Source organism: Stenotrophomonas sp. SY1, from assembly GCF_021202945.1.
Lineage (GTDB): Bacteria > Pseudomonadota > Gammaproteobacteria > Xanthomonadales > Xanthomonadaceae > Stenotrophomonas.
Genome location: NZ_JAJOYR010000001.1, coordinates 365,925 through 392,397 on the forward strand (window position 1 = coordinate 365,925; position 26,473 = coordinate 392,397).

22 protein-coding genes are annotated in these 26,473 nt (G+C 64.2%); 18 read left to right on the plus strand and 4 right to left on the minus strand.

What is annotated here, in order from left to right; translation table 11 throughout:
• Window positions 1-80 precede the first annotated feature (80 nt).
• The 5 genes from LR961_RS01390 to LR961_RS01410 all read left to right on the plus strand — a co-directional run bounded on the left by LR961_RS01390 (window position 81) and on the right by LR961_RS01410 (window position 4,844).
• A complete protein-coding gene (locus LR961_RS01390) occupies window positions 81-830 on the plus strand; it encodes a ferredoxin--NADP reductase (protein WP_332311005.1) in 750 nt (249 codons plus the stop codon).
• Window positions 831-1,548: 718 nt separating this feature from the next.
• Window positions 1,549-2,568, plus strand: a complete 1,020-nt coding sequence (locus tag LR961_RS01395; RefSeq protein ID WP_232146639.1) for a fimbrial protein — start codon at window positions 1,549-1,551, stop codon at window positions 2,566-2,568.
• Window positions 2,569-2,641: 73 nt separating this feature from the next.
• Window positions 2,642-2,944: a monooxygenase gene (locus tag LR961_RS01400; protein WP_232146640.1), complete on the plus strand. Its 303-nt coding sequence runs from the start codon at window positions 2,642-2,644 to the stop codon at window positions 2,942-2,944.
• A gap of 305 nt (window positions 2,945-3,249) precedes the next feature.
• The gene (locus tag LR961_RS01405) at window positions 3,250-3,429 is read left to right on the plus strand and encodes a hypothetical protein (protein ID WP_232146641.1); all 180 of its coding nucleotides are present in this window, start codon (window positions 3,250-3,252) and stop codon (window positions 3,427-3,429) included.
• A 461-nt stretch (window positions 3,430-3,890) separates the two neighbouring features.
• A complete protein-coding gene (locus LR961_RS01410; protein ID WP_232146642.1) occupies window positions 3,891-4,844 on the plus strand; it encodes a fimbrial protein in 954 nt (317 codons plus the stop codon).
• 39 nt (window positions 4,845-4,883) lie between these two features.
• On the opposite strand, the gene LR961_RS01415 is transcribed toward LR961_RS01410, so the two are convergent.
• On the minus strand, window positions 4,884-7,898 hold the full coding sequence (locus LR961_RS01415) for an ATP-binding protein (protein ID WP_232146643.1): 3,015 nt from the start codon (window positions 7,896-7,898) through the stop codon (window positions 4,884-4,886).
• A gap of 179 nt (window positions 7,899-8,077) precedes the next feature.
• Between LR961_RS01415 and LR961_RS01420 the strand changes: the two genes are divergently transcribed.
• The 5 genes from LR961_RS01420 to LR961_RS01440 all read left to right on the plus strand — a co-directional run bounded on the left by LR961_RS01420 (window position 8,078) and on the right by LR961_RS01440 (window position 14,830).
• On the plus strand, window positions 8,078-9,313 hold the full coding sequence (locus LR961_RS01420) for an EAL domain-containing response regulator (protein ID WP_232146644.1): 1,236 nt from the start codon (window positions 8,078-8,080) through the stop codon (window positions 9,311-9,313).
• Between the two features lie 502 nt (window positions 9,314-9,815).
• Window positions 9,816-10,337: a fimbrial protein gene (locus LR961_RS01425; protein WP_232146645.1), complete on the plus strand. Its 522-nt coding sequence runs from the start codon at window positions 9,816-9,818 to the stop codon at window positions 10,335-10,337.
• Between the two features lie 108 nt (window positions 10,338-10,445).
• Entirely contained in the window at window positions 10,446-11,198 is a 753-nt protein-coding gene (locus LR961_RS01430) for a fimbria/pilus periplasmic chaperone (protein ID WP_232146646.1), read from the plus strand.
• A gap of 247 nt (window positions 11,199-11,445) precedes the next feature.
• Entirely contained in the window at window positions 11,446-13,977 is a 2,532-nt protein-coding gene (locus tag LR961_RS01435; RefSeq protein WP_232146647.1) for a fimbria/pilus outer membrane usher protein, read from the plus strand.
• Between the two features lie 199 nt (window positions 13,978-14,176).
• Window positions 14,177-14,830, plus strand: coding sequence for a response regulator transcription factor (locus LR961_RS01440; RefSeq protein ID WP_232146648.1), 654 nt, complete (start codon window positions 14,177-14,179; stop codon window positions 14,828-14,830).
• A gap of 85 nt (window positions 14,831-14,915) precedes the next feature.
• On the opposite strand, the gene LR961_RS01445 is transcribed toward LR961_RS01440, so the two are convergent.
• Window positions 14,916-15,131 carry a hypothetical protein gene (locus tag LR961_RS01445; protein ID WP_232146649.1) on the minus strand — a complete coding sequence of 72 codons (216 nt, stop codon included), beginning with the start codon at window positions 15,129-15,131 and terminating at the stop codon, window positions 14,916-14,918.
• Between the two features lie 444 nt (window positions 15,132-15,575).
• Between LR961_RS01445 and LR961_RS01450 the strand changes: the two genes are divergently transcribed.
• The 6 genes from LR961_RS01450 to LR961_RS01475 all read left to right on the plus strand — a co-directional run bounded on the left by LR961_RS01450 (window position 15,576) and on the right by LR961_RS01475 (window position 21,030).
• Complete coding sequence (locus tag LR961_RS01450) at window positions 15,576-16,253, plus strand: response regulator transcription factor (RefSeq protein ID WP_269670529.1); 678 nt, start codon at window positions 15,576-15,578, stop codon at window positions 16,251-16,253.
• Window positions 16,254-16,661: 408 nt separating this feature from the next.
• Window positions 16,662-17,246: a hypothetical protein gene (locus LR961_RS01455; RefSeq protein WP_232146651.1), complete on the plus strand. Its 585-nt coding sequence runs from the start codon at window positions 16,662-16,664 to the stop codon at window positions 17,244-17,246.
• A 9-nt stretch (window positions 17,247-17,255) separates the two neighbouring features.
• Window positions 17,256-17,453, plus strand: coding sequence for a helix-turn-helix transcriptional regulator (locus tag LR961_RS01460; protein ID WP_232146652.1), 198 nt, complete (start codon window positions 17,256-17,258; stop codon window positions 17,451-17,453).
• Window positions 17,454-17,521: 68 nt separating this feature from the next.
• The gene (locus LR961_RS01465; protein ID WP_232146653.1) at window positions 17,522-19,054 is read left to right on the plus strand and encodes an alpha/beta hydrolase; all 1,533 of its coding nucleotides are present in this window, start codon (window positions 17,522-17,524) and stop codon (window positions 19,052-19,054) included.
• Between the two features lie 30 nt (window positions 19,055-19,084).
• Window positions 19,085-19,840, plus strand: a complete 756-nt coding sequence (locus LR961_RS01470) for an ATP-binding cassette domain-containing protein (protein WP_232146654.1) — start codon at window positions 19,085-19,087, stop codon at window positions 19,838-19,840.
• Complete coding sequence (locus LR961_RS01475; protein WP_232146655.1) at window positions 19,837-21,030, plus strand: ABC transporter permease; 1,194 nt, start codon at window positions 19,837-19,839, stop codon at window positions 21,028-21,030. The genes LR961_RS01470 and LR961_RS01475 overlap by 4 nt, the downstream gene beginning before the upstream one ends.
• 413 nt (window positions 21,031-21,443) lie before the next feature.
• On the opposite strand, the gene LR961_RS01480 is transcribed toward LR961_RS01475, so the two are convergent.
• Together LR961_RS01480 and LR961_RS01485 are read right to left on the minus strand one after the other, a co-directional pair.
• On the minus strand, window positions 21,444-22,451 hold the full coding sequence (locus tag LR961_RS01480) for an energy transducer TonB (protein WP_232146656.1): 1,008 nt from the start codon (window positions 22,449-22,451) through the stop codon (window positions 21,444-21,446).
• 192 nt (window positions 22,452-22,643) lie between these two features.
• Window positions 22,644-23,231 (minus strand): TIGR00645 family protein, encoded by a 588-nt coding sequence (locus tag LR961_RS01485; protein WP_232146657.1) that lies wholly within the window; start codon window positions 23,229-23,231, stop codon window positions 22,644-22,646.
• A 106-nt stretch (window positions 23,232-23,337) separates the two neighbouring features.
• Here LR961_RS01485 and LR961_RS01490 point away from each other — a divergent pair, with 106 nt between their 5' ends.
• Window positions 23,338-24,030 carry a glutathione binding-like protein gene (locus tag LR961_RS01490; protein ID WP_232146658.1) on the plus strand — a complete coding sequence of 231 codons (693 nt, stop codon included), beginning with the start codon at window positions 23,338-23,340 and terminating at the stop codon, window positions 24,028-24,030.
• 68 nt (window positions 24,031-24,098) lie between these two features.
• Window positions 24,099-26,324: a S9 family peptidase gene (locus LR961_RS01495; RefSeq protein ID WP_232146659.1), complete on the plus strand. Its 2,226-nt coding sequence runs from the start codon at window positions 24,099-24,101 to the stop codon at window positions 26,322-26,324.
• Window positions 26,325-26,473: the final 149 nt, after the last annotated feature.

The following is a 26,473-nucleotide window of genomic DNA, read 5'->3' on the forward strand; positions in this document are numbered from 1 at the left end:
CGGAACCGGCCTGCCATGGCCGGGCGGTGCCGGTATCATGTGAGCCCCCGCGGCACCTGCCCGGTTACACACTGTTTCTCGTGCCTGTCCAATTCCCCCTCAAGCTGGTCGGCCGGCGCATGCTGGCGCCCACCGTCGGTCACTATCAGTTCGTCCGTGATGACGGCCAGCCGCTGGATTTCCTGCCCGGGCAGTTCATCCAGGTGCATTTCAGCTACGCCGATGGCACCGCCACCAAGCGCAGCTACTCGCTGGCAACCATTCATGACCACGCGCTGGGGCCGGGCGATGCGGTGGATATCGCGGTCAGTTTCGTGCCCGGCGGTGCGGCTACCGCGCTGTTTGAAGGCCTGGAGCTGGGTGGCCACATCAGTGGCAGCGGCCCGTTCGGGCGTTTCTGCCTGAACCCGGGCGACCACAATGCCCGTTACCTGCTGATCGCCACCGGCACCGGCGTCACTCCGTACCGCTCGATGCTGCCGCAGCTGCGCCAGGCCATCGAGCAGCGCGGCGTGGAGGTGGTGCTGCTGCAGGGCGCGCGCACGCCTGAGGAACTGCTGTACAGCGAGGATTTCCGCGCGTTCGCCGAAAGCACGCCGGGTTTCCGCTACATGCCGTGCCTGTCGCGTGAACTGCCGGCCGACCCGCATCCGGATGTACGCCAGGGCTACGTACAGCAGCAACTGGCCGAAATCGACCCGGACCCGGCACGCGACATCGCCTACCTGTGCGGCAACCCGGACATGGTCGATGCCTGCGCCGAGCTGTTGAAGGCAGCCGGCCTGCCGCCAGCGCAGATCCGGCGTGAGAAGTACGTCAGCAGCAAGTAAGCCGGCGGTGTCGGCCTGCCGCCTGGGCTTCACGGCGGAGTAGACCGTGGTCGGAGCAATCCGCTGCGAATGCCCCGTTGCTGGAACATCGATGATCGCTCTGTGCACTGCGCCGTTCTCGGGAGCTCGCAGCTCTGCTCACGCTTCCATGATGGTCCTCATGGTGAACGGGCGATGCAGCTTCCGGCGGGCGGCAAGGGCATCAACAACGCAACCGGGTGGCTGGTGTGTTTGTCCCGGCTATCAGCCGCTTCTGTCAGTAGCGGCACATCAGGAACCTCTGGCCAACCAGTCCTGCCTCCTCGTTGCCTGCGAGGGGAATAGACGATTGGCTCCGAGCCAGCAGACGGCTGTGATGCGTTCAATCGCATCAGCTACGTACTGATATAGGCCGAGTCCTATGCTTGCGCCCCCCCTCCTGGGGCCCGCCTGATCGTTGTCTGTGATCAGGCCTGAAACAATTGCGCCATCGCATTGCAGTGGGCTGAGAAGTGTCCGCTGAAGCAGACACTCCAGGGATTGGTATGTGCTTTTCGATCCGCCTTGAGGAAGTGCTTTGAGCGCTGCTTGGCCTCACCGAACCCATCAGGCTTGTTTGAAGGGTGCAGTAAGTGCTCAGGACGATGCTGGACTTTCCGTCGGATTCGTCTCGCAGTCTGCTCTTCGATAGCAGGGATGCGTTTGCGAAGTTGATTGTTTACAAATCCGAGAGGCATTAATGAAAAATTTCCGCAAGATCCTCAAGAACCTCGTCTTCGTGGCCGCGTTAGTCGGCGCGAATGCAGGTGCCATGGCTGCGGTTACGTGTACTTCGGCGCCGTCGGGCATTTACCGCGTGCCGATCAGTACGCCGAGCAGCATTGCAATCGACCCGGATGTTGACGATGGCACGGTCCTGAAGATCCTGACCTTCAATAACAGGCCTTCCGGATTTCCGACAGTTACCTGCAAGAACGGCAGCACCAACGTTTCTCCCATCAGCCTCCGGTATGCAATGGTCACCGGAGCCCTGCAGACCGACGGAATTACCTACGCCAGCGGGATAGATGGCATCGGATTGAGGCTGATGACTCCGGGCGGGGCATACCTTCCACGGACCGTGGCGAGCCAAGTCGCGCCATTCCAACCGGGGATTGACGGCACCGCTCAACTGTTAATCGTCAAGATCGGAGCTATTTCCGGAAAGGGCGTTTTGGGGGCGAAGAGGGTCGCGGAGGTCCGCACGGGGCCGACGTCCGGCGACTACCTGTACACGTCCTATGAGCTTGCAGGTGCCGTGGAGATCGTCCCGCAGAAGCCGACGTGCTCTGTTACCAACTCCGTCATCCCGGTTTCCATGATGCCGGAACAGCATCTGCCATTCACGGGTGTTGGCAGTACTTCCCGCGAGGTGCCATGGGCAATCAAGCTGAGTTGCGGCGGCGGGTTGGCAGGCTCGTCCGTAGCCGTCTTCGGCGTGCTGACGGATGCGGCCAATCCAATGAACAGGTCTGACATGCTGCCGTTGAGTGCCGATTCCTCCGCCAAAGGCATCGCGATCCAGGTGCTGCGTGAAGGCAAGTTGATCCACTTCGGACCGGACTCGGCTGAGGCGGAGGTCGAAAATCAATGGGCTGGTGGACGTGCCCCGAACGGTACTTACAGCATTCCATTTACGTCACGCTACGTGCAGACCGAGCACCTGGTAACTTCGGGTACAGCCAATGCGCGTGCCACTTTCACGCTCAGCTATCGATAAAAGCAGCATGGCTGTATTAGCCACTGGACAACCCAGTGGCTTTCCGATCACGTGACGCCAGAAGGAATCGCGCATGAAATATCTGCTCCAGGTTGATTTCCCCTACGCAGGTCCGTGGGGCATCGAGATGGCGACGGCAATGCAGGACCTGGCCGCCTCGATCGCCACGGAGAAGGGGCTGATCTGGAAGATATGGACCGAGGACGCGGCGAGCGGACGTGCCGGTGGCGTCTATCTCTTCCAGAGCAGGGAAGAGGCGCAGGCCTATCTCGACATGCACGCCGCGCGGCTGGCAACGTTCGGTATTCCCGAAGTGCGGGGCATGATCTTCGAGGTCAACGAAGCACTGTCGGCCATCGACCGGGCGCCGCTGTAGGACCCCCCGAGGAAAAGGCCGGGGCGGGCAAGGCGATTGCAGTTGCGCCAGGAGCCATCCTGATTGCCGATGCCCGGCTGACCTGATCCGGTGTCGGTGGCATACCGGAGTGCACGTGCCCGGTCCGTCGCATCGGCATGAACTCCCGCTCCCTGCGCCGCACGCCAAGCACGCGGCTCTGTCGTGCGATCCGCCGCTGTCCCGACCGCAGATGATGCTTCCCGCACGTTGGGTTGCAATGATCGGCGCGGGTGTTCGATCAGCGTGTCCGGCGCTAGCTCTGATCGCAGGGAACGTCCTGCGTCATGCCGTTCCTGCAGGCCCAGCGGACCGGCGCCTCGTCGGCAGCCGCGCTGCGGTTGTCGGCCGGATCATCATTGCTTGGTCACACCGGGCACCGCGTCGATCCGGTCCAGTTCTCCTGCGACGGCTTCGGCTTCCGTCTGCTCGCACGCGAGGGCGGCTGGTCTTCGAGCAGGACGTGACGCCTTGATCGTCAGGCCATTCGTCGGCCACGGCCGCCGCGTGGTCGAGGTGGCTACAACCGCTTGACCCTGCTTCCCATACAGGGCCGCCTTCATCGTCAAGGGCAGCACAGGCGATCCGTGCAACGCGGGCGCAGAGGCGACAACGCTGCACATCACCCGGGTCAGGGCACAGCTGCGTGGGCTGAAATCAGGTGTCGCCGGGAAGCTCCATCCACCTTGAGTTGGTCATGGTGCGTTGAGCGGCATATTCGGAAAAGCCTGATCGTTGTCGACTACCACGGTTGAAAGAATGGCGCCTCCTCAAGAGGCGTAGCACCACACACGCCAGTCGCCACCGCCGGTGGTCAGGTTGTCGGGTGTGGGCTCGGGAAGCGGCTTGCTTCCCTTCATTCCATTTCGATCAGGACGCAGGTGCCCGGATGAACAGAAGAACATGCACGACCGCGTGGCCGGTCGTTGTGACCTTGTTGCTGGGTGTCAGCGGCACGGCCATGGGCGAGGTCTGCACCACCAATACCGGTCAGCCGAGTACCTTCGTGATGGCGCTTCCCGCGAAGATCAACATCGATCCGGATGTCGGCGAGGGCAACGTACTGGCCGATATCAGAGGCACCATGATGCTGCGGTCTCCCACGGAGACCCGCTGTCCTGGCATCTCCGGTGAGGTCCCGAACAAGTACATGTTGTCCAGCGGCGCCTATCTGGGCGGGAGCATCTATGAGAGTGGAATTCCTGGAGTCGGTGTACGGTTCTCCTTCAATGAATCCGTGTTTCCTCTGGAGAACAAATTTATCTTTCCCTACATGGACAGCCACAGCTGGCCGGCGCGGCTGCAGTTGGTGAAGACCGGGCCGATAAGCCAGTCGGGCTCGCTTGCGGGTTTGCGGGGGGGCGCGTACCTGACCAGCAACGGAAACCACGAATGGCGAGTGTTCGTGTTCAGTGGTGCGACGGATGTGGATGCCGGCAGGCCGACCTGCAGGGTTGTTACGCCATTGGTGCCGGTGCCCATGGGCTCGGCCATGCTGAAGCACTTCAACGGCATCGGCAGCACGGTGGGCGGGCAGAGCTTCAAGATCGCCATTTACTGCGAAGGCGGACGCCCGCAGATCTCCACGGCGGTGTACGGATTGCTGATGGACCAGAACGATCCGCAGAACAGTTCCACCACCTTGTCCCTGAGCAGCGGTTCAACCGCAACCGGGATAGGCATGCAGGTGCTCCATGCCGGTCAGGTGCTGGCTTATGGCGGAAGTTCCGGCGATCCGGGTGCAGGTGCCCGCTGGTTCGCCGGGCGGACCCGAAACGGCAACTTCGATATTCCGCTGGAGGCACGCTACGTACAGACGCAGCCGGTGGTCACTGCAGGAAGCGCCAATGCCAAAGCCGCCTTCGTGCTGAGCTACGAATAAGGCCGCGACGCGCGCGTGTGACGAACACGTCCGCGCGGCTCACGTCTGCAATGGCTTGCGCTGCTGCAATGCATGACGGCCTTGGTCGCGCAGAAGGGTCAGTTCAGCGCGTAGTGCGGCAAGGTCTCGTTGCTCCAGCAGCGCTTCCATCTGTGCACATCGCGCGGTCAAGCTTGTTTCATGGATCAGCGCAAAGCCGCCACGGACGGAATGCAGTTGCTGGCCTATGTTGCCGAGGATGTCATCGGTGGTGGCAACGCCGGTTGAATCATCGACCTGGTTGATCAGGTGGTCCAGCGTGTCCAATGACTGCTCGAACGCGGCATCCAGGGCCGAATGCACCGCCTGCGGCAGTGGGCCTGCCGCGAGGTCGGATGCGCCGGCTTGTTGGGCCGGTGCGAACGCAGCTGATGGTTCCTGCGCAATGATGCGCGTGATTCTTTCCAGCAGCACCGGCTTGACCAGTACCTCACTGATACCCGCCTCCGCGCAGCGTTGCCGGTCATGTGCGGACGCATGCGCGGTAATGGCGATGATCGGCTGCACAAAGCCGCGGGCGCGCAGTGCGCGGACCAGCATGCAGCCGTCCATCTCGGGCATGTTGAGGTCGGTGAACACCACGTCGTAGGCGTGGTGCTCCTGCAGTGCCAATGCGTCGGAAGCGGAGGCCACGATGTCCGCCTGCTGGCCGAGTGCATCGAGCTGCATCCGCATCAGTTCGCGGTTGGCGGGGTGGTCGTCGACCACCAGGACACGCCGTCGCACGAGGGATGGTTCGGTAGCCTGTCGCACATCCGTGGCCAGCATCGCCGCCGGTGCAGGCTGCAGTGGCAAGGTCACCAGGAACGTGCTGCCCTTGCCCGGCACGCTGTGCACCTGGATGCTGCCGTGCATCAGTTCGACCAGCGCCCGGCACAGGGCCAGGCCCAGGCCGCTGCCGCCGAAACGGCGGGCGATGGAGCTGTCCGCCTGCGAGAAGCGCTGGAACAACCCGGCCTGCTGCTCGGTGCTCATGCCGATGCCGGTATCGCTGACGCCGATCACCAGCGCCGAATCCGGCCGGTCTTCATCCTGCAGGTACACCTCCAGCAGCACATCGCCTTGGTGGGTGAACTTGAGCGCGTTGCCGAGCAGGTTGTAGAGAATCTGGCGGATGCGGGTGGGGTCGCCCTGGTAAGCCGGGGCCAGTCCGTCGTCCAGGCTCGTCTCCAGCGCCAGGCCCTTGGCCTGTGCCATCGGCGTGAAGAACGCCGCCGTTTCGATGGCAAGGGCCTTCACGTCGAAGGCAATGGACTCCAGCTGCATCTGCCCGGATTCCACCCGCGAGAAATCCAGGATGTCGTTGATGATGTCCAACAGCGTGGACGAGGATGAAACCACGGTGCGCACCTGCTGCAGCTGGCTACCGTCGAGCGGCGAGCGCTCCAGCAGTTCGAGGTTGCCGAGGATGGCATTGAGCGGCGTGCGGATCTCGTGGCTCATCGTGGCCAGGAACGCCGACTTGGCCTGGTTGGCCGCGTCGGCGGCGCGGCGTGCCTGTTCCAGTTCCTGCTGGACCTTCTTGCGCAGCGTGATGTCCTTGAAGTTGCACAGCAGTGCCTGCCTTCCCTGGTAGCGGGTAGGCACGGCCACCACCAGCAGGTCGCGACGTGAGCCATCGGCCATGGCCAGGCCGAATTCGGCTTCGCGTGCGGACAGGTCTTTGTCGACGGGGCCGAACCATTGCAGCAACTGCTGATGCAGCGGCGGATCATCCGGACGTGCCCGCTCGGCATAGGACTGCATCACCGCGTTCTGCAGCAGCACCTGGCCGCTGTCCGGCGAGAGCAGTGACAGGCCGAACGGTGCCGTTGTCACCATCGTGCGATTGAGGTCTTCGCTTTCGATGATGCGCAACGATCGTGCATGGGCGGGTCGGAATACCTTTCGATCGATCAGCGAGAGCACGTACCAGACGAAAGCGATCACCAGCAGCATCGCGCCGGTATAGGCGGCCAGGCGGGGCCACAGATCGGCCAGCACGGTCCGCCAAGAGAACGTGTGCACGAGCTTCCAGCCTGATGCGGACACAACGTCGGCGGCGACGAAATGACCATCGAGGTAGTGGAAGTCCTCCGCCATCGACGGCAGCGTCAGTGCCGCCTGCAGTACACCTGACGTGCTGGAAGTGCCCTCCGGTTCCAGCAGCAGGCGTCCTTCATGGTCGGTGATCAGAAACTGCTCATGCGGGCGCTCGGTGCGCAGCCGCGAAGCGGTGACCTCTGCCGGGTAGGCGGCCACGAAAATCGCGAAGAGCTTGCCTTCGTGGGCCGCACCCTGCACCAGTCGAATGGCCGGCAGACCGCTCAGCGGGTCCCGGGAAAGCGGCAGCCACAGCGGAACGGTGGGGTCCAGCAACCGTGCCACCACGCTGGGATCCTGCAGATTGCCCAGGTCCGGTGCGACACGGCTGATCAGATCCGCCGCATCGGCATTGCCGAATTGCTCGGCCATGTCATCGGAGCGGAGTGGCCCCAGGCCGATGAAGCTTCGTTGCGGGTTGTAGAAGTATCCCGATGCCAGCAGTGCATGGGAGTAGGCGCCGGCCTGGTAGCTCACTTCGTCGGCCAGACGAAGATAGGGCGCATGCACCTCCAGCGGGTGCTGCGCGGTGATGTCGCCGCGCACCAGAATCGGCGGAAAGCTGCTGTTGCGCTGCAGGATCATCCGGCCATGGTGAGCGCTGAAGGCGGCCAGTAGCGCCGGATCGGGAAGCTGTCGGGTCGACCAGGCGTATTCCTCCTGCCTGACATTGATGCGCATGGCCCCTTCGTGGATCGCGAACTGGGACCGCAACGCGGTGCGTCGCATGACGAAATCGCCATGGCGCTCGCTGATGTAGTCATTGATCTGCGCGTACAGCATCACTGCGGTGACGGCAGCCAGCACCAGTGAAGTCACCAGCCCGCCCACATACAGCAGCAGTCGCTGGTGACGGCTCAGCAGGCTCAGCGCGTCGCTGCCTCGCCCCGGGCGTCCCGGCTGCGTCTTGCCGGACTCTGTCTGCGTTGTCATCGCTGGGGCCCTGGGCTGAATGGCACCTCATCATAGGGCCAGACCGGGCGCGGAAATGTCCTACCTGGCAACCGGAAGAATAGGACTGAGCCGATTGGGGCACATGCCAGCCGTTGGAACAATGTCTCCTGACAAAAAGCCAACAGCGGCACCAGGTCTGCCGCCCGGAGACGTCCACCATGAACGCACAGCTACGCCGCGCCTTTCCCCACGCTGATGTGCACCCGATTTCCTCCGCCTTGGTGGTGGATGCGAATGAGCTGCATCTGGCGTCCCTGCAGAAGACGTTGGCTCAGCTGGGCGTGGGCACGGTCAAGGGCATGCACGAGGGAGGCGCCGGCATCCAGGCCCTGCGTGAGGGTGACTGGGGTGTGGTGTTCGTGGACCTGGACCTGCAAGACGTCACCGGCATGCAGCTTATCGACGTGCTGGCCGACCGCGGCAGCAACGCCGGGTTGGTGATCACGAGCAGCCATTCCAGTCGCATCCTGCACGCGGCCTCGTTGCATGCCACCGCACGCGGGCTGGATGTGGTGGCTACCCTGCGCAAACCGCTGGACACGGTCCTGGTCAAGGACGTGTTGGATGACCTGGTGCTCGCGCGTGCAAGGGCGGTACATGCACCACAGGCTGCTGATTCAGCCATACCGGACTTCACGCTGGACGAACTGCGGCAGTCGTTGTTGTCCCAGCCGATAAAGCCCTATTTCCAGCCACAACACGATGTGGTGACCGGTGCGCTGCGCGGTGCCGAGCTGCTGGCACGCTGGCATCACCCCGCTGGCAAGGTGCTGGGGCCACATGTGTTCCTGCCTGCCTTCGAGCGCGCCGGAATGATGGAGTGCCTGACCAACTACATGCTCTCCTGCGCCCTGGATGCGTTGGCCAAGGACCCCCACGGCGCGGGGTGTTCGCTGGCAGTGAACGTACCGGCGGCGGTGGCCTGTTCCGTGCAGTGGGCGCAAAGCATCGCCGACCTGGCCAAAGCAGCGGGCGCGGATCCGGCTCATCTGATCATCGAGATCACCGAAGACGGTGGTCCGGCCTGCAACGCGACGCTGTCCGGGGCGGTTACCCAGCTGCGCCTGCGTGGTTTTCAATGTGCCATTGACGACTTCGGTACCGGCGATTCTTCGCTGGATCGGCTGATGGGTGTTCCTTTCAACGAGATCAAGATCAACCGCGGGATGATTCTGCAGGCGCGGGAGCACGTCCATGCCCGCAGCGTGCTGGCCAGCATCATTGCGATGGGACGACAGTTGGTGGCCACCGTGGTGGCTGAAGGCATCGAGGACGAAGAGGACCTGCAGATGGTGCGGAATCTGGGTTGCCAGGTAACGCAGGGTTATCTGCACGCGCGACCGATGTCACGTGCTGCCTACATGCGTTACGCACTGCGCAGCAACAACGTCTGATCCTTGTTCCAGCGTCGGTGAAGGTCGGTGATGGCGCGGGCGCTCATGCCCGCGCATGCCATTCATGCCTCTACGATGATTTACGCCGGCGCTGGTGGCGCCTGGTCATGTTCATGAAAGGCGCGGACGCGGCGCCGGTGTGCTGCTCCTCCTGACTGCCTTGTCCGCGATGGAAAGCAGGTAACGGACGGATGCTTCCGGGAGCTACCGCAATCTGTGCGGCGGGATGGTTCACGAAGATCAGCATCCGGTTGAAGCGGAAGCCTTCGGCAGAAGTCATTGCAGGCCGCGCGTTTCCACCCAGCAGTGCATGAGCGGATTGGTTTCAGTTGATTGGGATTAATCCTACTCGGAAGAGGCGCTAATTCAGGCGCGGCCGATTATCCGGCGCCGGACAGAATTCTAGACTTCCCACGCCCTGACGACACAGCGCACGACACGCATGACCGGGCGGAAGTCAGGCCCTTGTTGCAATCCAATCTCTCAATCCAGGAACACTCAAATGAACAAGCTCTCCCTCGCTTCTGCCCTCGCCCTCGCCCTGCTGGCCGCTCCGGCCGCCTACGCCGCCGACGGCACCATCGAGTTCACCGGTAACGTCACCGCCGTCACCTGCACCATCAATGGCGGCAGCGCAGATTTCAACGTGGTCCTGCCGACCGTCTCCGCTGGTTCGCTGGCCACCGAGGGTGACGTCGCCGGTCGTACCCCGTTCAAGATCGAAGTGAGCGGCTGCACCCCGGATACCGGCTCGATCTCGGCCTTCTTCGAAGCCGATGCCCAGGTGAACTCGCAAGGCCGTCTGGACATCGACGCAGGCGGTGCCAAGAACGTCGAAGTGGCCCTGCTGAATGACAGCCACAATGAAATCATGCTGGGTGCCTCTGGCAACCAGGGTTCGCAGAAGGTCAGCCTGGCCGGCGGTTCCGCTGTCCTGAATTACTACGCGCAGTACTACTCCCTGGGTGGCGCCGAAGCCGGCGCAGTGGCGACCCGCGTCCGCTACACCATGTCCTACGAGTAAGCCGATGCCGCGTGGCGGCACCGCCGCCACGCACGGTTTTCCGTCGCGCCGTCTCCTGCGGGAAGACGGCGCGACAACCGGGTCCCACGGCCCCCAGGAGAAACGACCATGAACAGCGGTATCCGTACATTGATGATGTCCACCAGTGTCGCACTGGCCATGTTTGCATCGCAGGCCGACGCGAGCGTGGTGATTGCAGGAACCCGCGTGATCTTTCCGGGCCAGGACAAGGAAGTAACGGTTCAGCTGGACAACGCCGGGCAACTGCCAGCGCTGGTCCAGGCCTGGCTGGATGACGGTGATGCCGCTGCATCGCCGGAAACGATCAACGTGCCCTTCACCCTGACCCCGGCGATGTTTCGCCTGGATCCGGGCAACGGCCAGGCACTGCGCCTGCTGCATACCGGTGCCGCGCTACCCAAGGACAGGGAAAGCCTGTATTGGCTCAATGTCCTGGAAGTGCCGCCGAAGGTGAATGACGATGCCAACCGCCTGCAGCTGGCGATGCGCACCCGGATCAAGGTGATGTACCGCCCGACCGGTCTGCCTGGCAAGGCGGCCGACGCACCCGCTGCGGTTCGCTGGGAACTGCAGATGCAGGAAGGGGGCAAGGGCTACGCGCTCAAGGCCAGCAACCCGACCCCGTACTACGTGAACTACGGCAGCATCAGCCTGGGTAGCACCGAAGGCACTGTCAGTGCTGGTGCAGGCCATGTTGCTCCGGGCAGCTCCAAGCTGTTCCCGTTGGAAGCAGTGAAAACTGCCGGATTCACCCGCCCCGAAGTGCAGTACAGCGCGATCAACGATTGGGGTGGTGCAATGCAGGGCACGCAGCAGATCACCGCGCCAGCCCCTCGGTGACGCGTGCGCCGCCTGGAGCGGCGTCCCGCTGAGACCTTCAACACTCCCGCACCCGGGGCTTCCGGAAACGGAACAACCGCGGAACGGATTCCCGAATCGAACAGCAGGTGCCCCGAACCGGGGCCGCCTGGTGCGTACCTGGATGACTGCCGTGAAACTGCACGCCGACTCTTGCTCCCGCCCTGTGGCACCGCCTACGCGCCGGCAGTTGCCCGCCTTGATCGTCGCCATACTCGCGACTCAGTGCATGGAAGCGGCGGGCCGCGAGACGGCCATCGCGGCTGCAGCGGTGGTCCAGTTCGATACCGAGTTCCTGGTTGCCGGTGGCGGGCGCAATGTCGATATTTCCCGCTTCGAGAAAGGCGTCGTCGTGCTGCCCGGTGTCTATCGCGCCGACGTGCAGGTCAATGGTGACTACGTCACGCGCATGGACGTCCAGTTTCGCAGCATCGGGGACGACGTCGATGCGGTGGCCTGTGTCGATGAATCCATGCTGGCCCGCTTTGGCGTGGATATGGGCCAGCTGGATGAGGCTACTCGCGCCCGGTTCGCCGCCGCGGCCGCCTGTGAGCGCATCGAGGATGCCATCGCCGATGCGACCGTGCATTTTGATTTCGCCGCCCAGCGCCTGGACGTGAGCATTCCGCAGGCGGCCATGGTGCGCCGCGCCCGTGGCTATGTGGATCCGTCGAACTGGGATGCCGGTGTCAATGCGGCATCGCTGGGTTACAGCTTCAATGCCTACCGGCAGAAGATGCGCGGCTACGATGCCGTCACCCAGGGCTATCTGGGGCTGAACGCTGGCCTGAATGTCGCCGGCTGGCGCCTGCGCCACGATGGCTCCTACAGTTTTGATACGCGCGGGCGCCGCGATTACCAGGCCATGGCGACCTACGCCAAGCGGGAAGTGGCGGCATTGTCGGCCGAGTTGACCATTGGTGAAGCCTTCACCAGTGGCGACCTGTTCGATTCGGTCGGCTTCCGCGGCGTGCGCCTGGAAACCGATGACCGCATGCTGCCCGAATCGCGTCGCGGCTATGCACCTACCGTGCGTGGCGTGGCCAACAGCAATGCCAGGATCACCATCCGCCAGAGTGGTTCGCTGATCCACGAAACCACGGTGGCCCCGGGTGCGTTCGAGATCGATGATCTTTATGCCACCGGTTACGGCGGTGACCTTGAGGTCACCATCCAGGAAGCCGATGGCAGCCAGCGCGTGTTCTCGGTGCCGTTTGCCGCAGTGCCGTTGTCGTTGCGCCCAGGGGTGAGCCGCTTCAGCGCCACGATGGGTGAGCTGCGCCAGACCCAGGCGCAGAAGGAGCCGCTGTTCGCGCAGGGCACCTGGCAGCATGGCCTGTCCAACCGGGTTACCGGTTATGCCGGCATCACCGCTGCGCAGAACTATGCCGCCGGCATGGTCGGCGTGGCGCTGAACACCCGCCTGGGTGCGTTGGGTGCCGATGTCACCCAGTCCTCGACCGAATTGACCGCAGGCAATGCCGTGCGCGGTGCCAGCTACCGGCTCAGCTACGCACGTGACATCGCTGCCAGCGGTACCAACGTCTCGATTGCCGCATACCGCTATTCGACCGGCGGCTTCTATGGGCTGGGTGGGGCGATGCAGGCGCGCGAAGCCGAACGTCACAGCGATGTCTGGGCGCCGCAGCGTCAGCGCAATCGCGCTTCGTTGAGCCTGGGGCAACGCCTGGGCGAGCGTCATGGACGCATCCATGCCACCGCGTCGCTGTCCGATTACTGGAACCGCCAGGGTTCGGACGTGAACTATTCCTTCGGCTACAGCGGCTCGCTGGGACGCATGAATTACGGCGTCTCGGCCAACCGCCTGCATGCGGCCAATGGCCGTGCGGAAACCCAGTACTACGCCAGTCTGACGATCCCGCTGGGCGATGCGGGCCGTACACGCACCCTCACCAGCAATCTGTCCCACAACGACAGCGGCCGCTCGCGTGTACAGAGCACGTTGTCCGGCACTGCGGGCGAGGGTCATCAACTGGCTTACGGCCTGTCGGTGGCGCATGCACGTGGCGGTGACATGGCCAGCGACTCGGACCTCAATGCCAACCTGATGTACCGCGCGTCCAAGGCCGACCTGCAGGCCAGCATGGCGCTGGGCAGCAACTATTCCCAGGCATCGGTGGGTGCGCGTGGCGCGCTGGTGATCCATCCCGAGGGCTGGACATTGTCGCAGCCGCTGTCGGAAACCTTCGGCATTGTCGAGGTGGCCGACGCGCAGGGCGCACGCGTGCTCAATGCCTCCGGTGTGAAGGTGGATGGACGGGGTTACGCGGTTGTCCCGCACCTGACCCCGTACCGCTCCAACACGATCAGCATCGATCCGAAGGGCCTTTCCACGGACGTGGAACTGAAGCTCAACAGCCAGCAGGTCACCCCGCGTGCCGGTGCCGTGGCGATGGTGCGCTTTGCCACCGAATCGGGGCGCTCGGCAGTGCTGGAGGTGCGTCGCCAGGACGGTTCGGTGCTGCCGTTCGGTGCCAATGTGCTTGACGAAGATGACAAGGAAGTCGGTGTGGTGGGGCAGGGCGGTCGCATCTTCGTACGCGGTCTGCGCGAGGAGGGCATGCTGAACGTGCGTTGGGCCGATGATGCACGTGCCCTGTGTCGCATCGACTACCGCCTGCCTGCGCGCGCGGGCAGGGACGAGGGCATCCAGGTGGTGCCGGGCCAGTGCGTTACCCAGGTGGCCGACACCCGCGAACCGGATGCTTCGCCGGTGTGGAACTACGTCAGCGGCGAATGAACCTCGACGTCGAGCGTGACCGCGTGCCGCTCGCCGTCAGCCGACGCTCGCAGGCCCTTGCGCGCATGCCTGAAGGCTGACATAGAATCGCCCCAACACATGGTCCGCATGTGTGCCGATGGGCGAACCCTCCAAGGGCCGCCCGTCAGCTGGCGACGGCGTCGGAGGGAATCGGGTGGACAGTTTCAGGATCCGGGTAGTGTTGGCCGATGATCATCCGGGCATGATCGCCGGTGTACGTCATGAACTGTCCAATGTATCCACCGTTGAGCTGGTGGGCACGGCCACTGATTCGGCCGCACTGATGGCGTTGCTGGCGGACGTGCCGTGCGATGTCGTGGTGTCCGACTACGCCATGCCCGGAGGCGAGGTGGGCGATGGCGTGGCCTTGTTCGGCCTGATGCGGCGCCGCTTCCCGGATGTGAAGCTGGTCGTGCTGACCATGCTGGACAACCCGGCGGTACTGCACACCCTGGTGACGCAGGGCGTGCAGTGCATCGTCAGCAAGTCCGATGCGATCAGCCACCTGGTGCCGGCCATCCATGCCGCACGAACGCAGGGCAAGTACTTCTCGCCAAGCATCGAGCGCGTGGTGGGCAGCGTGGACTGGAACCGCCGCAGCCGCAATCCGGATGGTGTGCTGAGCCAGCGCGAGGCGGAAGTGGTGCGGCTGTTCGCGTCGGGGTTGACGGTCAACGAGATAGCCGAGCGGCTGCATCGCAGCAAGAAGACCATCAGCACGCAGAAGGCCAAGGCGATGGAGAAGCTGGGCGTGACTCGTGATGTGGACCTGTTCCGCTACGCGATGGAGAACGGTCTCGTCGCCGCTTCGAGCAAGAGCTCCGACGGCTGAAGGTCAGGTCCGCAGAGTTCATTTCCCGTTTCCATGACGGGTGCTCCTTTTGCCCGGCCCGCGCACATGTCCGGTTGGCGTAGCGTCAGTTGAATGAAGAAGCATCGCAGCGGCCGTCGATGGTTTGATGCGACAGTTTTCCTGCCGCGAACGATCTGCTGCCGTCATCGCGGCCGGGCACATACTTCGGTGCTGTGCGTTCTGCTGGGGTGAAAGCGGCAGGAACGCGATGAGCAGGTTCTCCACGTTTACAACCTTCGCGTTGATCAATGCGTGCTTCCGCGACGCCGGTCCAGTTCAATGCCAATGCCCGGTACGGGCCGTATCACCGGATGTGGCATCAAACGCGAATGGGCGCGCAGTACCGAGTCCGACGCTGATCGCCGACATGGATTGTGTCCATCCAACAGGTGATCGGATTTCCTGAGGCTTTCGGGTGAGCGTTGGTGCAGACCAAAGCACCCATGGGCAGCGTATATGCGTGAGGCTGCATGCATTCTTCCGGATTTCCGGTAATTGCCGGATGGGATCAATCTCGAACGTGGGTTTAGGGTTTGTCCTATGTTCCCGGAGAATGCATTGGGGCTTGGCCCCATTACTTTGTCGGCAGGCGAGCAATATAGTCACATTCCGCACAGTTCGACCCCGAAGGCACCCGTACCGTGGACGCTTCTTGCGACGAACTGAATGCCTGCGTCCCTCTCGACGTGGGCAGTGACCTTCCCTCTGCCGAAATCAACCTGCCATGAAACCACTCAGCCTTCGCGTCGTCATTGCGGATGATCACTCCGCAGTCCGGGCCGGGCTTCAAGCCGTGCTCAGCACCGGCGGCACGGTATCGGTCGTGGGTTCGGTACGGGATTCCGGTGAGCTGCTGGAACTGCTCGCCCGCGGCGCCAGTGATGTTCTGGTATGCGATTACTCCATGCCGGGTGGGCGCTATGGTGACGGCCTGCCCTTGTTCAAGCTGATCAAGCAGCGCTACCCCGCCGTCCGCATCGTGGTGTTGACCATGCTGGAAAACCCCGGTGTCGTGCACTCGCTGTTGAAGTTGGGCATCAGCTGCATCCTGAGCAAGTCCGACTCGATGAGTCACCTGCTTCCGGCGGTGCACGTGGCCTTTGCCGATGGCCGCTACCTGTCGCCGACCATCGCCGGCATAGTCAGCACGTTGAGCGCTGGCGGCCCGGAGCTCATCGCGTTGACCGCGCGGGAGCTGGAGGTCGTCCGCCTGTATGTGTCCGGCCTGACCGTCAACGAGATCGCCGAGCGCCTGAGTCGCAGCAAGAAAACCATCAGTACCCAGAAAGGTGCGGCCATGCTCAAGCTGGGTATCCGTCGCGACGTGGACCTGCTGCGCTATGGCATCGAATCGGGCCTGGTGGCCGCCGATCCCGGCGTGACGCCGCATCGCTACCAGTGATGCCGGAACAGGCGCGTGGGCAACCGTCCGGGTTGTAACGGAAGCATGCAGCCGATCGGTGATGGGCTGCATGCTGATCTGGTCGCCGGTGCGGCCTTGTGTCGGACCACCGCCACTGCACGGACATGTGCCGGAAGCGGAAACAGAGGAAATGGCGTCCGAAGCGGTGTAAAGCTCGCTTGACATCCTTCAGGGTGGCGCGGCAGAGTAGGTCAAGCGTCCTTTACAGGGGTTGGTCATGCGTTCGTGGCGTTGTCCCTCTGCTTCCCCGCTGCGTTCATCCCTGCATTTGCACGGATTGGGCGCAGCAATCGTGTTGCACGGCGTGCAATCAGTCTCCCTTTGCGGGCGAGCTGCCCATCGTTGTTCCGATGTTTCCCCGCTAGCGCAGATGCTTCCGGTGCAGGCATGACCCGCGCCGGGCAGACGCGGTGGCTGCTGTCGGGTGCGGGCACGCTGGTGGTATCGGCCGCCTTGCTGCTGATGTTTGCGCAGTTCTCTGGCAGCTCGCGTGTTGCTGGTGGCCTGTTCGGAATGGCGTTGGGGTTGACCTTGGCAGCGTTGCTGCAGCGGCTGCTGCCCGATGACTGCGATGCCGCGCCGCCGGCACTGCGCAGGCGTTACACCCGCGAGCTGATGTCGGCGATGGGGCTGTATGTGGTGCTGCTGGTGCTGTCGCTGTTACTGCTCAGGGCAGTGGAGCTTCCGCTGCTGCGCGCGCTTGTCGCGCTGTTGCCAGTGCCGGCGATCGTGCTGATGCTGCGTGCAATGATCCGCTACATCCGTGATGTCGATGAATTGCAACAGCGCATCGAACTGGAAGCGGTGAGCTTTGCCACCGCGTTCGTATCGTTGGTCTATCTGACCGGGGGCTTCCTGCAGTCGGCCAAGGTGATCGACGTACCATCCAATGTGGCGATGATCTGGGTGTTCCCGCTGGTGTGCCTGTCCTACGGCCTGGCCAAGGCCGTGGTCATGCGGCGGTATCGCTGAGGCCGCTGGATGGACAACCAATTGCGTGAGCTGCGCCAGGCCCGGGGCTGGTCGCAGGGGGAGTTGGCCGAACGCCTGGAAGTATCGCGGCAGACGGTCAACGCGCTGGAAACCGGCAAGTACGATCCCAGCCTGCCGCTGGCGTTCCGCATCGCCCGGTTGTTCGGGGTGGGGATCGAGCAGATTTTCTTTCCGGATGTCACATAGCTGGCTGCATCGCGTCTGGATGCAGGTAGAACCGTTTTTTCCTTCAAACCGTGGGGGCTGTTCCGATGATGTCCCGCAAGACCCAAACCCTTCTGGCCGTGGCGGTGATCGCCGGCATCGTCGGCTACCGGCTCACCCGGCCGGCCGCTGATGCTGCGCCGACCACCGTCGCAGCTGCGTCCGCCGCCGAAACCGTGGCGGCCAAGCCGCAGCTGCTTGGCAGTCTGAAGTTCCAGCCCTGCAGCCTCAGCTCGGCCTCCAGCCGTACCAGCCTGGAGGCGCACTGCACGACCTTCGAGGTGCCTGAGGACCGGGCCAACCCGCAGGGCCGCAAGATCGCCTTGAACATCGCCTGGCTGGCACCTGAGAAGGAAGGCGATGTGCAGGCCGACCCGCTGTTCTTCCTGGCCGGTGGCCCCGGGCAGTCGGCGGTGGACAGCTTCCAGCAGATGGGCCCGGCCTTTGCCGAAGTACGCAAGCACCGCAACGTGATCCTGGTGGACCAGCGCGGCACCGGCAAATCCAATCTGCTGGCGTGCACGGCGGGACAGGGCGATGACATGTCGGTGGCGGCGATCCGTGCCGAAACCACCCGCTGCGCGCAGACGCTGGCGGCCAAGGCCGACCTGCGCCACTACACCACCACCGATGCGGTCGCCGACCTGGATGCGGTGCGTCAGGCCATCGGTGCGCAGCAGCTCAATCTGTACGGCGTGAGCTACGGCACCCGAGTGGCCCAGCAGTACGCCATGCGCCATCCACAGCACACGCGCAGCATCGTGCTCGATTCAGTGGTGCCCAATGACCTGCAGCTGGGCAACATCGTGGCCCGCAATCTGGACGAGGCGCTGGCGCTGCAGTTCGCGCAATGCACCCGCACCGCGTCGTGCAAGGACAAGCTGGGCGACCCGCGTGCGGAGCTGGATGCGCTGCTGGTCAAGCTGCGTGCGCAGCCGGTGACGGTGCGCTACCGCGACGCGACCAGCGGCGAACAGCGCGAGGACGTGCTGCGTGCGGAAACCGTGGCCGGGCTGGTGCGCATGTACGCGTACATGCCGGCGGCCGCATCGCTGCTGCCCAAGCTGATCCACGAAGCCGGGCAGGGGCGCTATGAGAATCTGATGGCGCTGGCGCAGATGCTGCAGGGCGACATGCAGGACAGCATGGCGATGGGCATGCAGTTGTCGGTCATCTGCAGCGAAGACCGCAAGCAGATCACCAGCCAACAGGGCGATGAGAACACCGTACTGGGCAACCAGATGGCACAGAGCCTGGCGGCGATGTGCGAGGTGTGGCCGAAGGGAACCGCGCCGGCCGACTTCCATCAGCCGCTGGCCACGCCGGTGCCGGCGCTGGTGCTGGCCGGTGAGTTCGATCCGGTGACACCGCCGCGCTATGGCGAGGAGGTGGTCAAGCACCTGCCCAACGGCCGCCTGTTCGTGCTGCGCGGCCAGGGCCATGCGGTGCTCGGTGCCGGCTGCATGCCCAAGCTGTTCGCCCAGTTTGTAGAAAAGGCCGATGCCAAGCCGCTCGATGGCGCCTGCCTGGACAAACTCAACTACGTGCCGCCGTTCACCAGCTTCAATGGCTGGGAACCGTGACGTCATCGCATTGCCAAGGAATCCGCTGAAATGATCGTTGCAGAACGACTCCGCAAGACCTTCCCCGGCAAGGGCAAGGACAAGAGCCCGGTGATTGCTGTCGATGACGTTGGCTTCACTGCCCACGATGGACAAATCACCGGCCTGCTCGGCCCCAACGGCGCCGGCAAGACCACCACGCTGCGCATGCTGTACACGCTGATGACGCCGGAAAGTGGCCGGGTGCTGGTTGACGGCGTGGACCCCGCCGTCGATTCCAACGCCGTGCGCCGCAGCCTGGGTGTGCTGCCCGACGCGCGTGGCGTCTACAAGCGCCTGACCGCACGCGAGAACATCGACTACTTCGGCCAATTGCATGGCATGAGTGCCGGCGACATCGCCGCGCGCACCGCACGCCTTGCCGCGGCGTTGCAGATGGAGGATTTCCTGGACCGCGCCACCGAAGGCTTCAGCCAGGGCCAGCGCACCAAGACCGCCATTGCCCGGGCGCTGATCCATGACCCGCGCAACGTCATCCTCGATGAGCCGACCAATGGCCTGGACGTGATGACCACCCGTGGCCTGCGCGGCTTCCTCAAGGAGCTGCGCGAGGAAGGCCGTTGCGTGATCTTCTCCAGCCACATCATGCAGGAGGTGGCCGCGCTGTGTGACCGCATCGTCATCATCGCCCATGGCCGGGTGGTGGCGCAGGGCACGCCGGAAGAACTGCGCGAACAGGCGCAGGAAATGAACCTGGAAGATGCATTCGTCAAGTTGATCGGCAGCGAAGAGGGCCTGCACGCATGAACCGGATTGGATACTTCAGCGTCATGCTGACGGTGATGCGCAAGGAGCTGCGTGACTTCGTACGCGACCGCCGCACCTTCCTGCTCACTCTGCTGACCGCACCGCTGCTTTACCCGCTGCTGTTCCTGGGCATGAACAAGCTCACCAACCTGCGTGCCGAAACGCAGCTGGACAAGGACATGACGATGCCGGTGGTGGGCATGCAGCACGCGCCCAACCTGGTGGCGTTCCTGGCCAGCCGTGGCATCAACGCCACCGAAGCGCCGAAGGACATCGAGGCGTTGATCCGCAGCCAGCGTGAGGACGTGGCTTTGGTGATCGCCCCGGAGTTCGCCAGCGACTGGCATGCGGGCAAGCCGGCCAAGGTGGAGATCGTGGCCGACACCACGCGCCGCACCAGCGACGTGCAGGTGGCGCGCGTGCGCAGCACCCTGAACGAGTACGGGCAGTCGGTGGGCGCGTTGCGGTTGCTGGCACGCGGCGTCAATCCGGCGGTGGCCGCACCGGTCAACGTGGGCATCCGCGAACTGGCTACCGCCGAGGCCAAACGCGGCATCTTCCTGTCGATCGTGCTGCCGCTGGTGCTGATGCTGTTTGCCTTCGTCGGTGGTTCGCACATCGCGATGGACACGACGGCCGGCGAGCGCGAACGGCAGTCGCTGGAGCCGTTGCTGGCAACGCCTGCCGCCCGTGGCGCGCTGGTCAGCGGCAAGATGCTGGCCGCCGTAGCGATGGGCCTGGCGTCGATGCTGCTGATCCTGCTGTCGTTCAAGCTCAGTGCCAGCATCGGCAGTGGCGCGGCACGCTCGCTGGACGTGAGTTTCGCGGCGATGGGCAAGCTGCTGGTGATCCTGCTGCCGCTGGTGGTGATCGGTACGGCACTGCTGACCTGCCTGGCGGCCAGTGCCAAAAGCATGAAGGAAGCGCAGAGCCACATGGTGTGGCTGATGCTGCTGCCGATGCTGCCCGGTTACGCACTGATGGCCTATCCGTTGAAGGACACGCAACTGTGGCAGTACGCGGTGCCGTTCCTGTCGCAGAACCAGATGCTGGTGAAAGTGACCCGTGGCGAGATGCCATCGATGTCGCAATGGGGCGTGTATCTGGCCGCGTCGGCCGCACTGGCGATGGTGCTGTGGGCGATCGCGGTGTGGCGTTATCGGCAGGAGCGGTTGGCCATTTCGGGCTGATGCGGTTCGGTCGGTTCGATTGAGTTGAATGTTGTGGAGCAAAGGCCTGGAGAGATCCGGGCCTTTGTTTTTTTCCGGGGCGGTGAGTTCAGAAGCGCAGAGCACCCCTCCCCAACCCTCCCCTTGGCCTGCGGCCAAAGGGAGGGGGCAGAAAGCGGCTTAACTGCAATCGCAAAGAGCACAGGAGCCACCCCCTCCCCTTGGCCTGCGGCCAAAGGGAGGGGGGCAGAAAGCGGCTTGACTGCAATCGCAACGATCACAGGAACCACCCCCTCCCTTTGGCCGCAGGCCAAGGGGAGGGCTGGGGAGGGGTTGTCTTTGCTTTTGCTTTCGCCTGCTGCTTCAGTCACCAACATCAGACACAAAAAAAGCCCGGATCGCTCCGGGCTCTTCATGCCTCACTGCCAGCGCGCTTACTTGTTCGGCGCGAAGGCCAGGGTGCGACGCGTGGTCGTCGGGTTGCCGATCGGCTCGAACTTCCAGCGCTTGACTGCTGTCAGTGCCTCGCGGTCGAACACGCGTGCCGGGTTGGCGCGCAGGATGCGTGCGTCGGTGACCGAGCCATCGGTACCCACGGTGATTTCCACCAGCACTTCACCGGAGGTGCCCGAACGCAGTGCGTCGGCCGGGTAACGCGGTGCCGGCGTGCTCACTGCGCGCAGCGACGGTGCGGCCGCGGCCGGCCTGGGGGCTGCGGCCTGCTGGGCGGCGGCCTGGGCGGCACTGCGCTGCTCGGCCTCACGGCGGGCAGCGGCGGTGCGCTCGGCTTCGACGCGCTCGCTTTCCTTGCGTGCGGCTTCCTGCTTGGCGGCCAGCTGCTGTGCTGCGGAGGCTTCAGCGGCCTGCTGCTGGGCCAGGCGCTGCTGCTCGACCTGCAGCTTGGCGCGGTTTTCGGTTTCCTTCTTGGCCTTGTCGGCCTCTTCCACGGTGCGGCGCTCGGCCACCTGCATGCTGCTGGCCACGCCCTGCTTCAGGCGCGGCAGCGCCGGTGCGCTCGGGTCGACCTTCTCCACCAGCGTGATCAGGCGCTGGGCTTCGGCAAAGTCTTCGCGGCCCAGGGCCTGTTCGGCGGCGATCAGCGTGTAGGGCTGCAGGTCGGTCAGTGCGCTCTTGATCGTGCCGTCGTCGGGCAGCTTGTCGCGCAGGGCCAGGTAGTACTCCATCGCGTTGTCGCCAGCCGGGGCGTACATGCGGTTTTCGCGCAATGCGGTGCTGGCCGAGTCACGCAGCTGGCTGGTGTCCATGCCCTGCACTTTGTCGGCGGCCACCGGTGCCGGTGCTGCCGGGGCGGCAGGCGCGGCAGCAGCAGGTGCGGCGGCCGGCGCTGCGGTTTCATCCTTGCCCGAACAGGCGGCAAGCGTGGCCAGCAGAAGAACGGGCGCAAGCAGGCGTGCCTTGCCCTGGATCATGACGTACGACATCAAACATCCCCTTGAACGACGAACGTGGACCGCCAGTGCCCGATGGGCATTGGCGCGGCACTCCCGATGCCGCGCCAGCTGACAGCGAAGCGCGAATCTAGCATCGCCGGCCCGGGCTGCGGGAGCGTGCCATGATTGCAGGGTGAAAAAGTGATGGGCGTCACACTTGAGGGGCGCCCATCAGGTCGGCGATCAATGCGCGGCCTGGGCCTTGCTGTGGCTGTTGGACATCAGCTTGTCGGTCCAGGCGATGCCGATGGCCGAGAGGATGAACACGCAGTGGATGATGGTCTGCCACATCACGCCGCCGGAGGTGAACTTGGTGCAGGCGGCCTTGGCGGCCAGCAGTTCCGGGGTGCACAGCGGCATGCCCAGCTGGCCGGCTTCGATGAAGGTCTTGAGCAGGTGGATGGAGGAGATGCCGATGATCGCCATCGCCAGCTTCACCTTCAGCACCGAGGCATTGACGTGGCTCAGCCACTCCGGCTGGTCCGGGTGGCCCTGCAGGCCCAGGCGCGAGACGAAGGTTTCATAACCGCCTACGATCACCATCACCAGCAGGTTGGAGATCATCACCACGTCGATCAGGCCCAGCACGATCAGCATGATCTGCTGCTCACCCAGATCGTTGGCGCCGTGGATCAGGTGCCACAGTTCCTTGCCGAACAGGTAGACGTAGACGCCCTGCGCCGCGATCAGGCCCAGGTACAGCGGTAGCTGCAGCCAGCGCGAGGCGAAGATCAAGGTGGAAAGCGGGCTCAACGGTTTCGGTGCGGACATGTGAAGGATGCTGCGTTGCGAGGAGGCGGCAGGTTACCGGGCGTCCCAAACGCTGCCAAGCGGCTACCTTAGACATTCTTCCTGAGCGGGTAACCGGAGTGCACTCATGATCGACCTCTACTACTGGCCGACTCCCAATGGCCACAAGATCACCCTGTTCCTGGAGGAAGCCGGGCTGGAATACCGCATCCATCCGGTCAACATCGGCAAGGGCGACCAGTTCCAGCCGGAGTTCCTGGCCGTATCGCCGAACAACAAGATGCCGGCCATCGTCGACCATGCACCGGCCGACGGCGGCGCGCCGTTGAGCGTGTTCGAATCCGGCGCCATCCTGGTGTATCTGGCCGAGAAGACCGGCCGTTTCCTGCCCGGCGACCTGCGCGGCCGGGCTGCCGCGCTGGAATGGCTGTTCTGGCAGATGGGCGGGCTGGGCCCGATGAGTGGGCAGATGGGGCACTTCAATGTCTACGCGCCGGAGCGCATTCCGTATGCGATCGAGCGCTACGACAGCGAGGTGCGGCGCCTGCACCGGGTGATGGACAAGCGCCTGTCCGAATCGGAGTACCTGGCCGGCGCCGAGTACGGCATCGCCGACATGGCCAGCTACCCGTGGATCGGGGCTTACAGCAAGTTGCCGGCCGATTTCGAGGCCTTCCCGTACCTGCACCGCTGGCACCAGGCCATTGCCGCCCGCCCGGCCACGCAGCGCGCCTATGCGATCGGGCCGACGGTGAACCCGCAGGCGGGGCAGCCGCTAAGTGACGAGGAGCGCCGGCTGCTGTTTGGCAAGCGGGACTAACGTCAGGGGCGAGCGCCGACCAGCTCGGCTAGGATGCCCCGATCCACACTGTCTTCGACAGGAACACCATGCGTCCCTTGTTCATTGCCCTTGCCCTGATGCTCACCACGCCCGCCGTTCATGCCGAGAAACTCACCCTGGAGGCCATCACCGGCAACGCGCCGCTGTCCGGCCCCACGCTGATGAAGCCCAAGGTGGCTCCCGATGGTTCGCGGGTGACCTTCCTGCGCGGCAAGGACAGCGACCGCAACCAGCTGGATCTGTGGGAATACGACATCGCCAGCGGCCAGACCCGGCTGCTGGTCGATTCCAAGGTGGTTCTGCCCGGCACCGAAACCCTCAGTGACGAGGAAAAGGCCCGCCGCGAGCGCCAGCGCATCGCCGCAATGACCGGCATCGTCGATTACCAGTGGTCGCCCGATGCCAAGACCCTGCTGTTCCCGCTGGGTGGCGAGCTTTACCTGTACGACCTGGGCAAGCAGGGCCGCGATGCGGTGCGCCAGCTCACCCACGGTGAGGGTTTCAGCACCGATGCCAAGCTCTCGCCGCTGGGCGGCTTTGTCAGCTTCGTGCGCGCACGCAACCTGTGGGTGATCGACCTGGCCAGCGGCAAGCAGCTGCAGCTGACCAACGATGGCAGCGCCGTCATTGGCAACGGCGTGGCCGAGTTCGTCGCCGACGAGGAAATGGACCGCCACACCGGTTACTGGTGGGCGCCGGATGATTCGGCCATTGCCTTTGCCCGCATCGACGAATCGCCGGTGCCGGTGCAGAAGCGCTACGAGATGTACGCCGACCGCGTGGAGATGATCGAACAGCGCTACCCGGCCGCCGGCGACAGGAACGTGCTGGTGAAGCTGGGCGTGGTCGCCCCGCGTGCCGGTTCCGCACCGGCCTGGGTGGACCTGGGCAAGCAGCAGGACATCTACCTGGCCCGCGTCAACTGGCGCGACCCGCAGCACCTGACCTTCCAGCGCCAGAGCCGCGACCAGAAGCTGCTGGAGCTCATCGAAGCCAACCTGGCCGATGGCAAACAGCGCACGCTGGTCAGCGAAACCAGCAAGACCTGGGTGCCGCTGCACAACAGCCTGCGTTTCCTCAAGGACGGTCGCTTCGTGTGGTCGTCCGAGCGCAGTGGCTTCCAGCACCTGTACCTGGCCAGCGCCGACGGCAAGACGCTCACCCCGCTGACCTCGGGCAACTGGCCGGTGGACGAACTGCTGGCGGTGGATGAAGACGCCGGCAAGGCCTACTTCCGTGGTGGCGTCGAGTCACCGCTGCGCAGCGAGATCTATGCCGTACCGCTGGCCGGCGGTGCGCCGGTCAAGCTGTCGCGCAACGCGGGCATGCACAGCGCCGCGTTCGCCAACAACGCCAGCGTCTACGTCGACAGCTGGTCCAACAACCGCACGCCGCCGCAGATCGAGCTGTACCGCGCCAACGGCGAGAAGATCGCCACGTTGCTGGACAACAACCTGGCCGATCCCAAGCACCCGTATGCGCAGTACCTGGACGCACAGCGCCCGGTGGAATACGGCACGCTGACCGCTGCCGATGGCAGGACCGAACTGCATTACAGCCTGATCAAGCCGGACGGTTTCGACGCGTCGAAACAGTACCCGGTGGCGGTGTATGTGTACGGCGGCCCGGCGTCGCAGACCGTGACCGACAGCTGGCCGGGCCGTGGCGATCACCTGTTCAACCAGTACCTGGCGCAGCAGGGTTACGTGGTGTTCTCGCTGGACAACCGTGGCACGCCGCGTCGTGGCCGTGACTTCGGCGGTGCGCTGTACGGCGTGCAGGGCACGGTGGAAGTGGCTGACCAGCTCAAGGGCGTGGAATGGCTGAAGTCGCAGCCGTGGGTGGATGCCAAGCGCATCGGCGTGCAGGGCTGGTCCAACGGTGGCTACATGACGCTGATGCTGCTGGCCAAGGCGTCCAACCAGTACGCCTGCGGCGTGGCCGGTGCGCCGGTCACCGACTGGGGCCTGTACGACACGCATTACACCGAGCGCTACATGAACCTGCCGGCGGCCAACCCGGCCGGTTACACCGAAGGCCGCGTGCTCACCCACATCGACGGGTTGACCTCGCCGCTGTTGCTGATCCACGGCATGGCCGATGACAACGTGCTGTTCACCAACTCCACCGGCCTGATGAGCGCGTTGCAGAAGCGCAGCCAGCCGTTCGAGTTGATGACCTACCCGGGCGCCAAGCACGGCCTGTCCGGTGCCAATGCGCTGCACCGCTACCGCATCGCCGAGAACTTCCTGGGCCGTTGCCTCAAGCCTTGATTCCTGTTTGAAGGGCAGGGGCGTTTTACCCCTCCCCAACCCTCCCCTTGCCGATGGCAAAGGGAGGGGGCGGTTCTGCAATGACCTTGAAGGTCGTGGGAAACCCGCTTCCGCTCCCTCCCTTGCGCCGAAGGCGGAGAGGAGGGTTG

Coding starts and splice junctions, on each gene's coding strand:
- LR961_RS01395 (WP_232146639.1), top strand. CDS start 1,549: ATGAAAAATTTCCGCAAGATCCTCAAGAACCTCGTCTTCGTGGCCGCG.
- LR961_RS01400 (WP_232146640.1), top strand. CDS start 2,642: ATGAAATATCTGCTCCAGGTTGATTTCCCCTACGCAGGTCCGTGGGGC.
- LR961_RS01405 (WP_232146641.1), top strand. CDS start 3,250: ATGCCGTTCCTGCAGGCCCAGCGGACCGGCGCCTCGTCGGCAGCCGCG.
- LR961_RS01415 (WP_232146643.1), bottom strand. CDS start 7,898: ATGACAACGCAGACAGAGTCCGGCAAGACGCAGCCGGGACGCCCGGGG.
- LR961_RS01420 (WP_232146644.1), top strand. CDS start 8,078: ATGAACGCACAGCTACGCCGCGCCTTTCCCCACGCTGATGTGCACCCG.
- LR961_RS01425 (WP_232146645.1), top strand. CDS start 9,816: ATGAACAAGCTCTCCCTCGCTTCTGCCCTCGCCCTCGCCCTGCTGGCC.
- LR961_RS01430 (WP_232146646.1), top strand. CDS start 10,446: ATGAACAGCGGTATCCGTACATTGATGATGTCCACCAGTGTCGCACTG.
- LR961_RS01435 (WP_232146647.1), top strand. CDS start 11,446: ATGGAAGCGGCGGGCCGCGAGACGGCCATCGCGGCTGCAGCGGTGGTC.
- LR961_RS01450 (WP_269670529.1), top strand. CDS start 15,576: ATGAAACCACTCAGCCTTCGCGTCGTCATTGCGGATGATCACTCCGCA.
- LR961_RS01455 (WP_232146651.1), top strand. CDS start 16,662: ATGACCCGCGCCGGGCAGACGCGGTGGCTGCTGTCGGGTGCGGGCACG.
- LR961_RS01460 (WP_232146652.1), top strand. CDS start 17,256: ATGGACAACCAATTGCGTGAGCTGCGCCAGGCCCGGGGCTGGTCGCAG.
- LR961_RS01465 (WP_232146653.1), top strand. CDS start 17,522: ATGTCCCGCAAGACCCAAACCCTTCTGGCCGTGGCGGTGATCGCCGGC.
- LR961_RS01470 (WP_232146654.1), top strand. CDS start 19,085: ATGATCGTTGCAGAACGACTCCGCAAGACCTTCCCCGGCAAGGGCAAG.
- LR961_RS01475 (WP_232146655.1), top strand. CDS start 19,837: ATGAACCGGATTGGATACTTCAGCGTCATGCTGACGGTGATGCGCAAG.
- LR961_RS01480 (WP_232146656.1), bottom strand. CDS start 22,451: ATGTCGTACGTCATGATCCAGGGCAAGGCACGCCTGCTTGCGCCCGTT.
- LR961_RS01485 (WP_232146657.1), bottom strand. CDS start 23,231: ATGTCCGCACCGAAACCGTTGAGCCCGCTTTCCACCTTGATCTTCGCC.
- LR961_RS01490 (WP_232146658.1), top strand. CDS start 23,338: ATGATCGACCTCTACTACTGGCCGACTCCCAATGGCCACAAGATCACC.
- LR961_RS01495 (WP_232146659.1), top strand. CDS start 24,099: ATGCGTCCCTTGTTCATTGCCCTTGCCCTGATGCTCACCACGCCCGCC.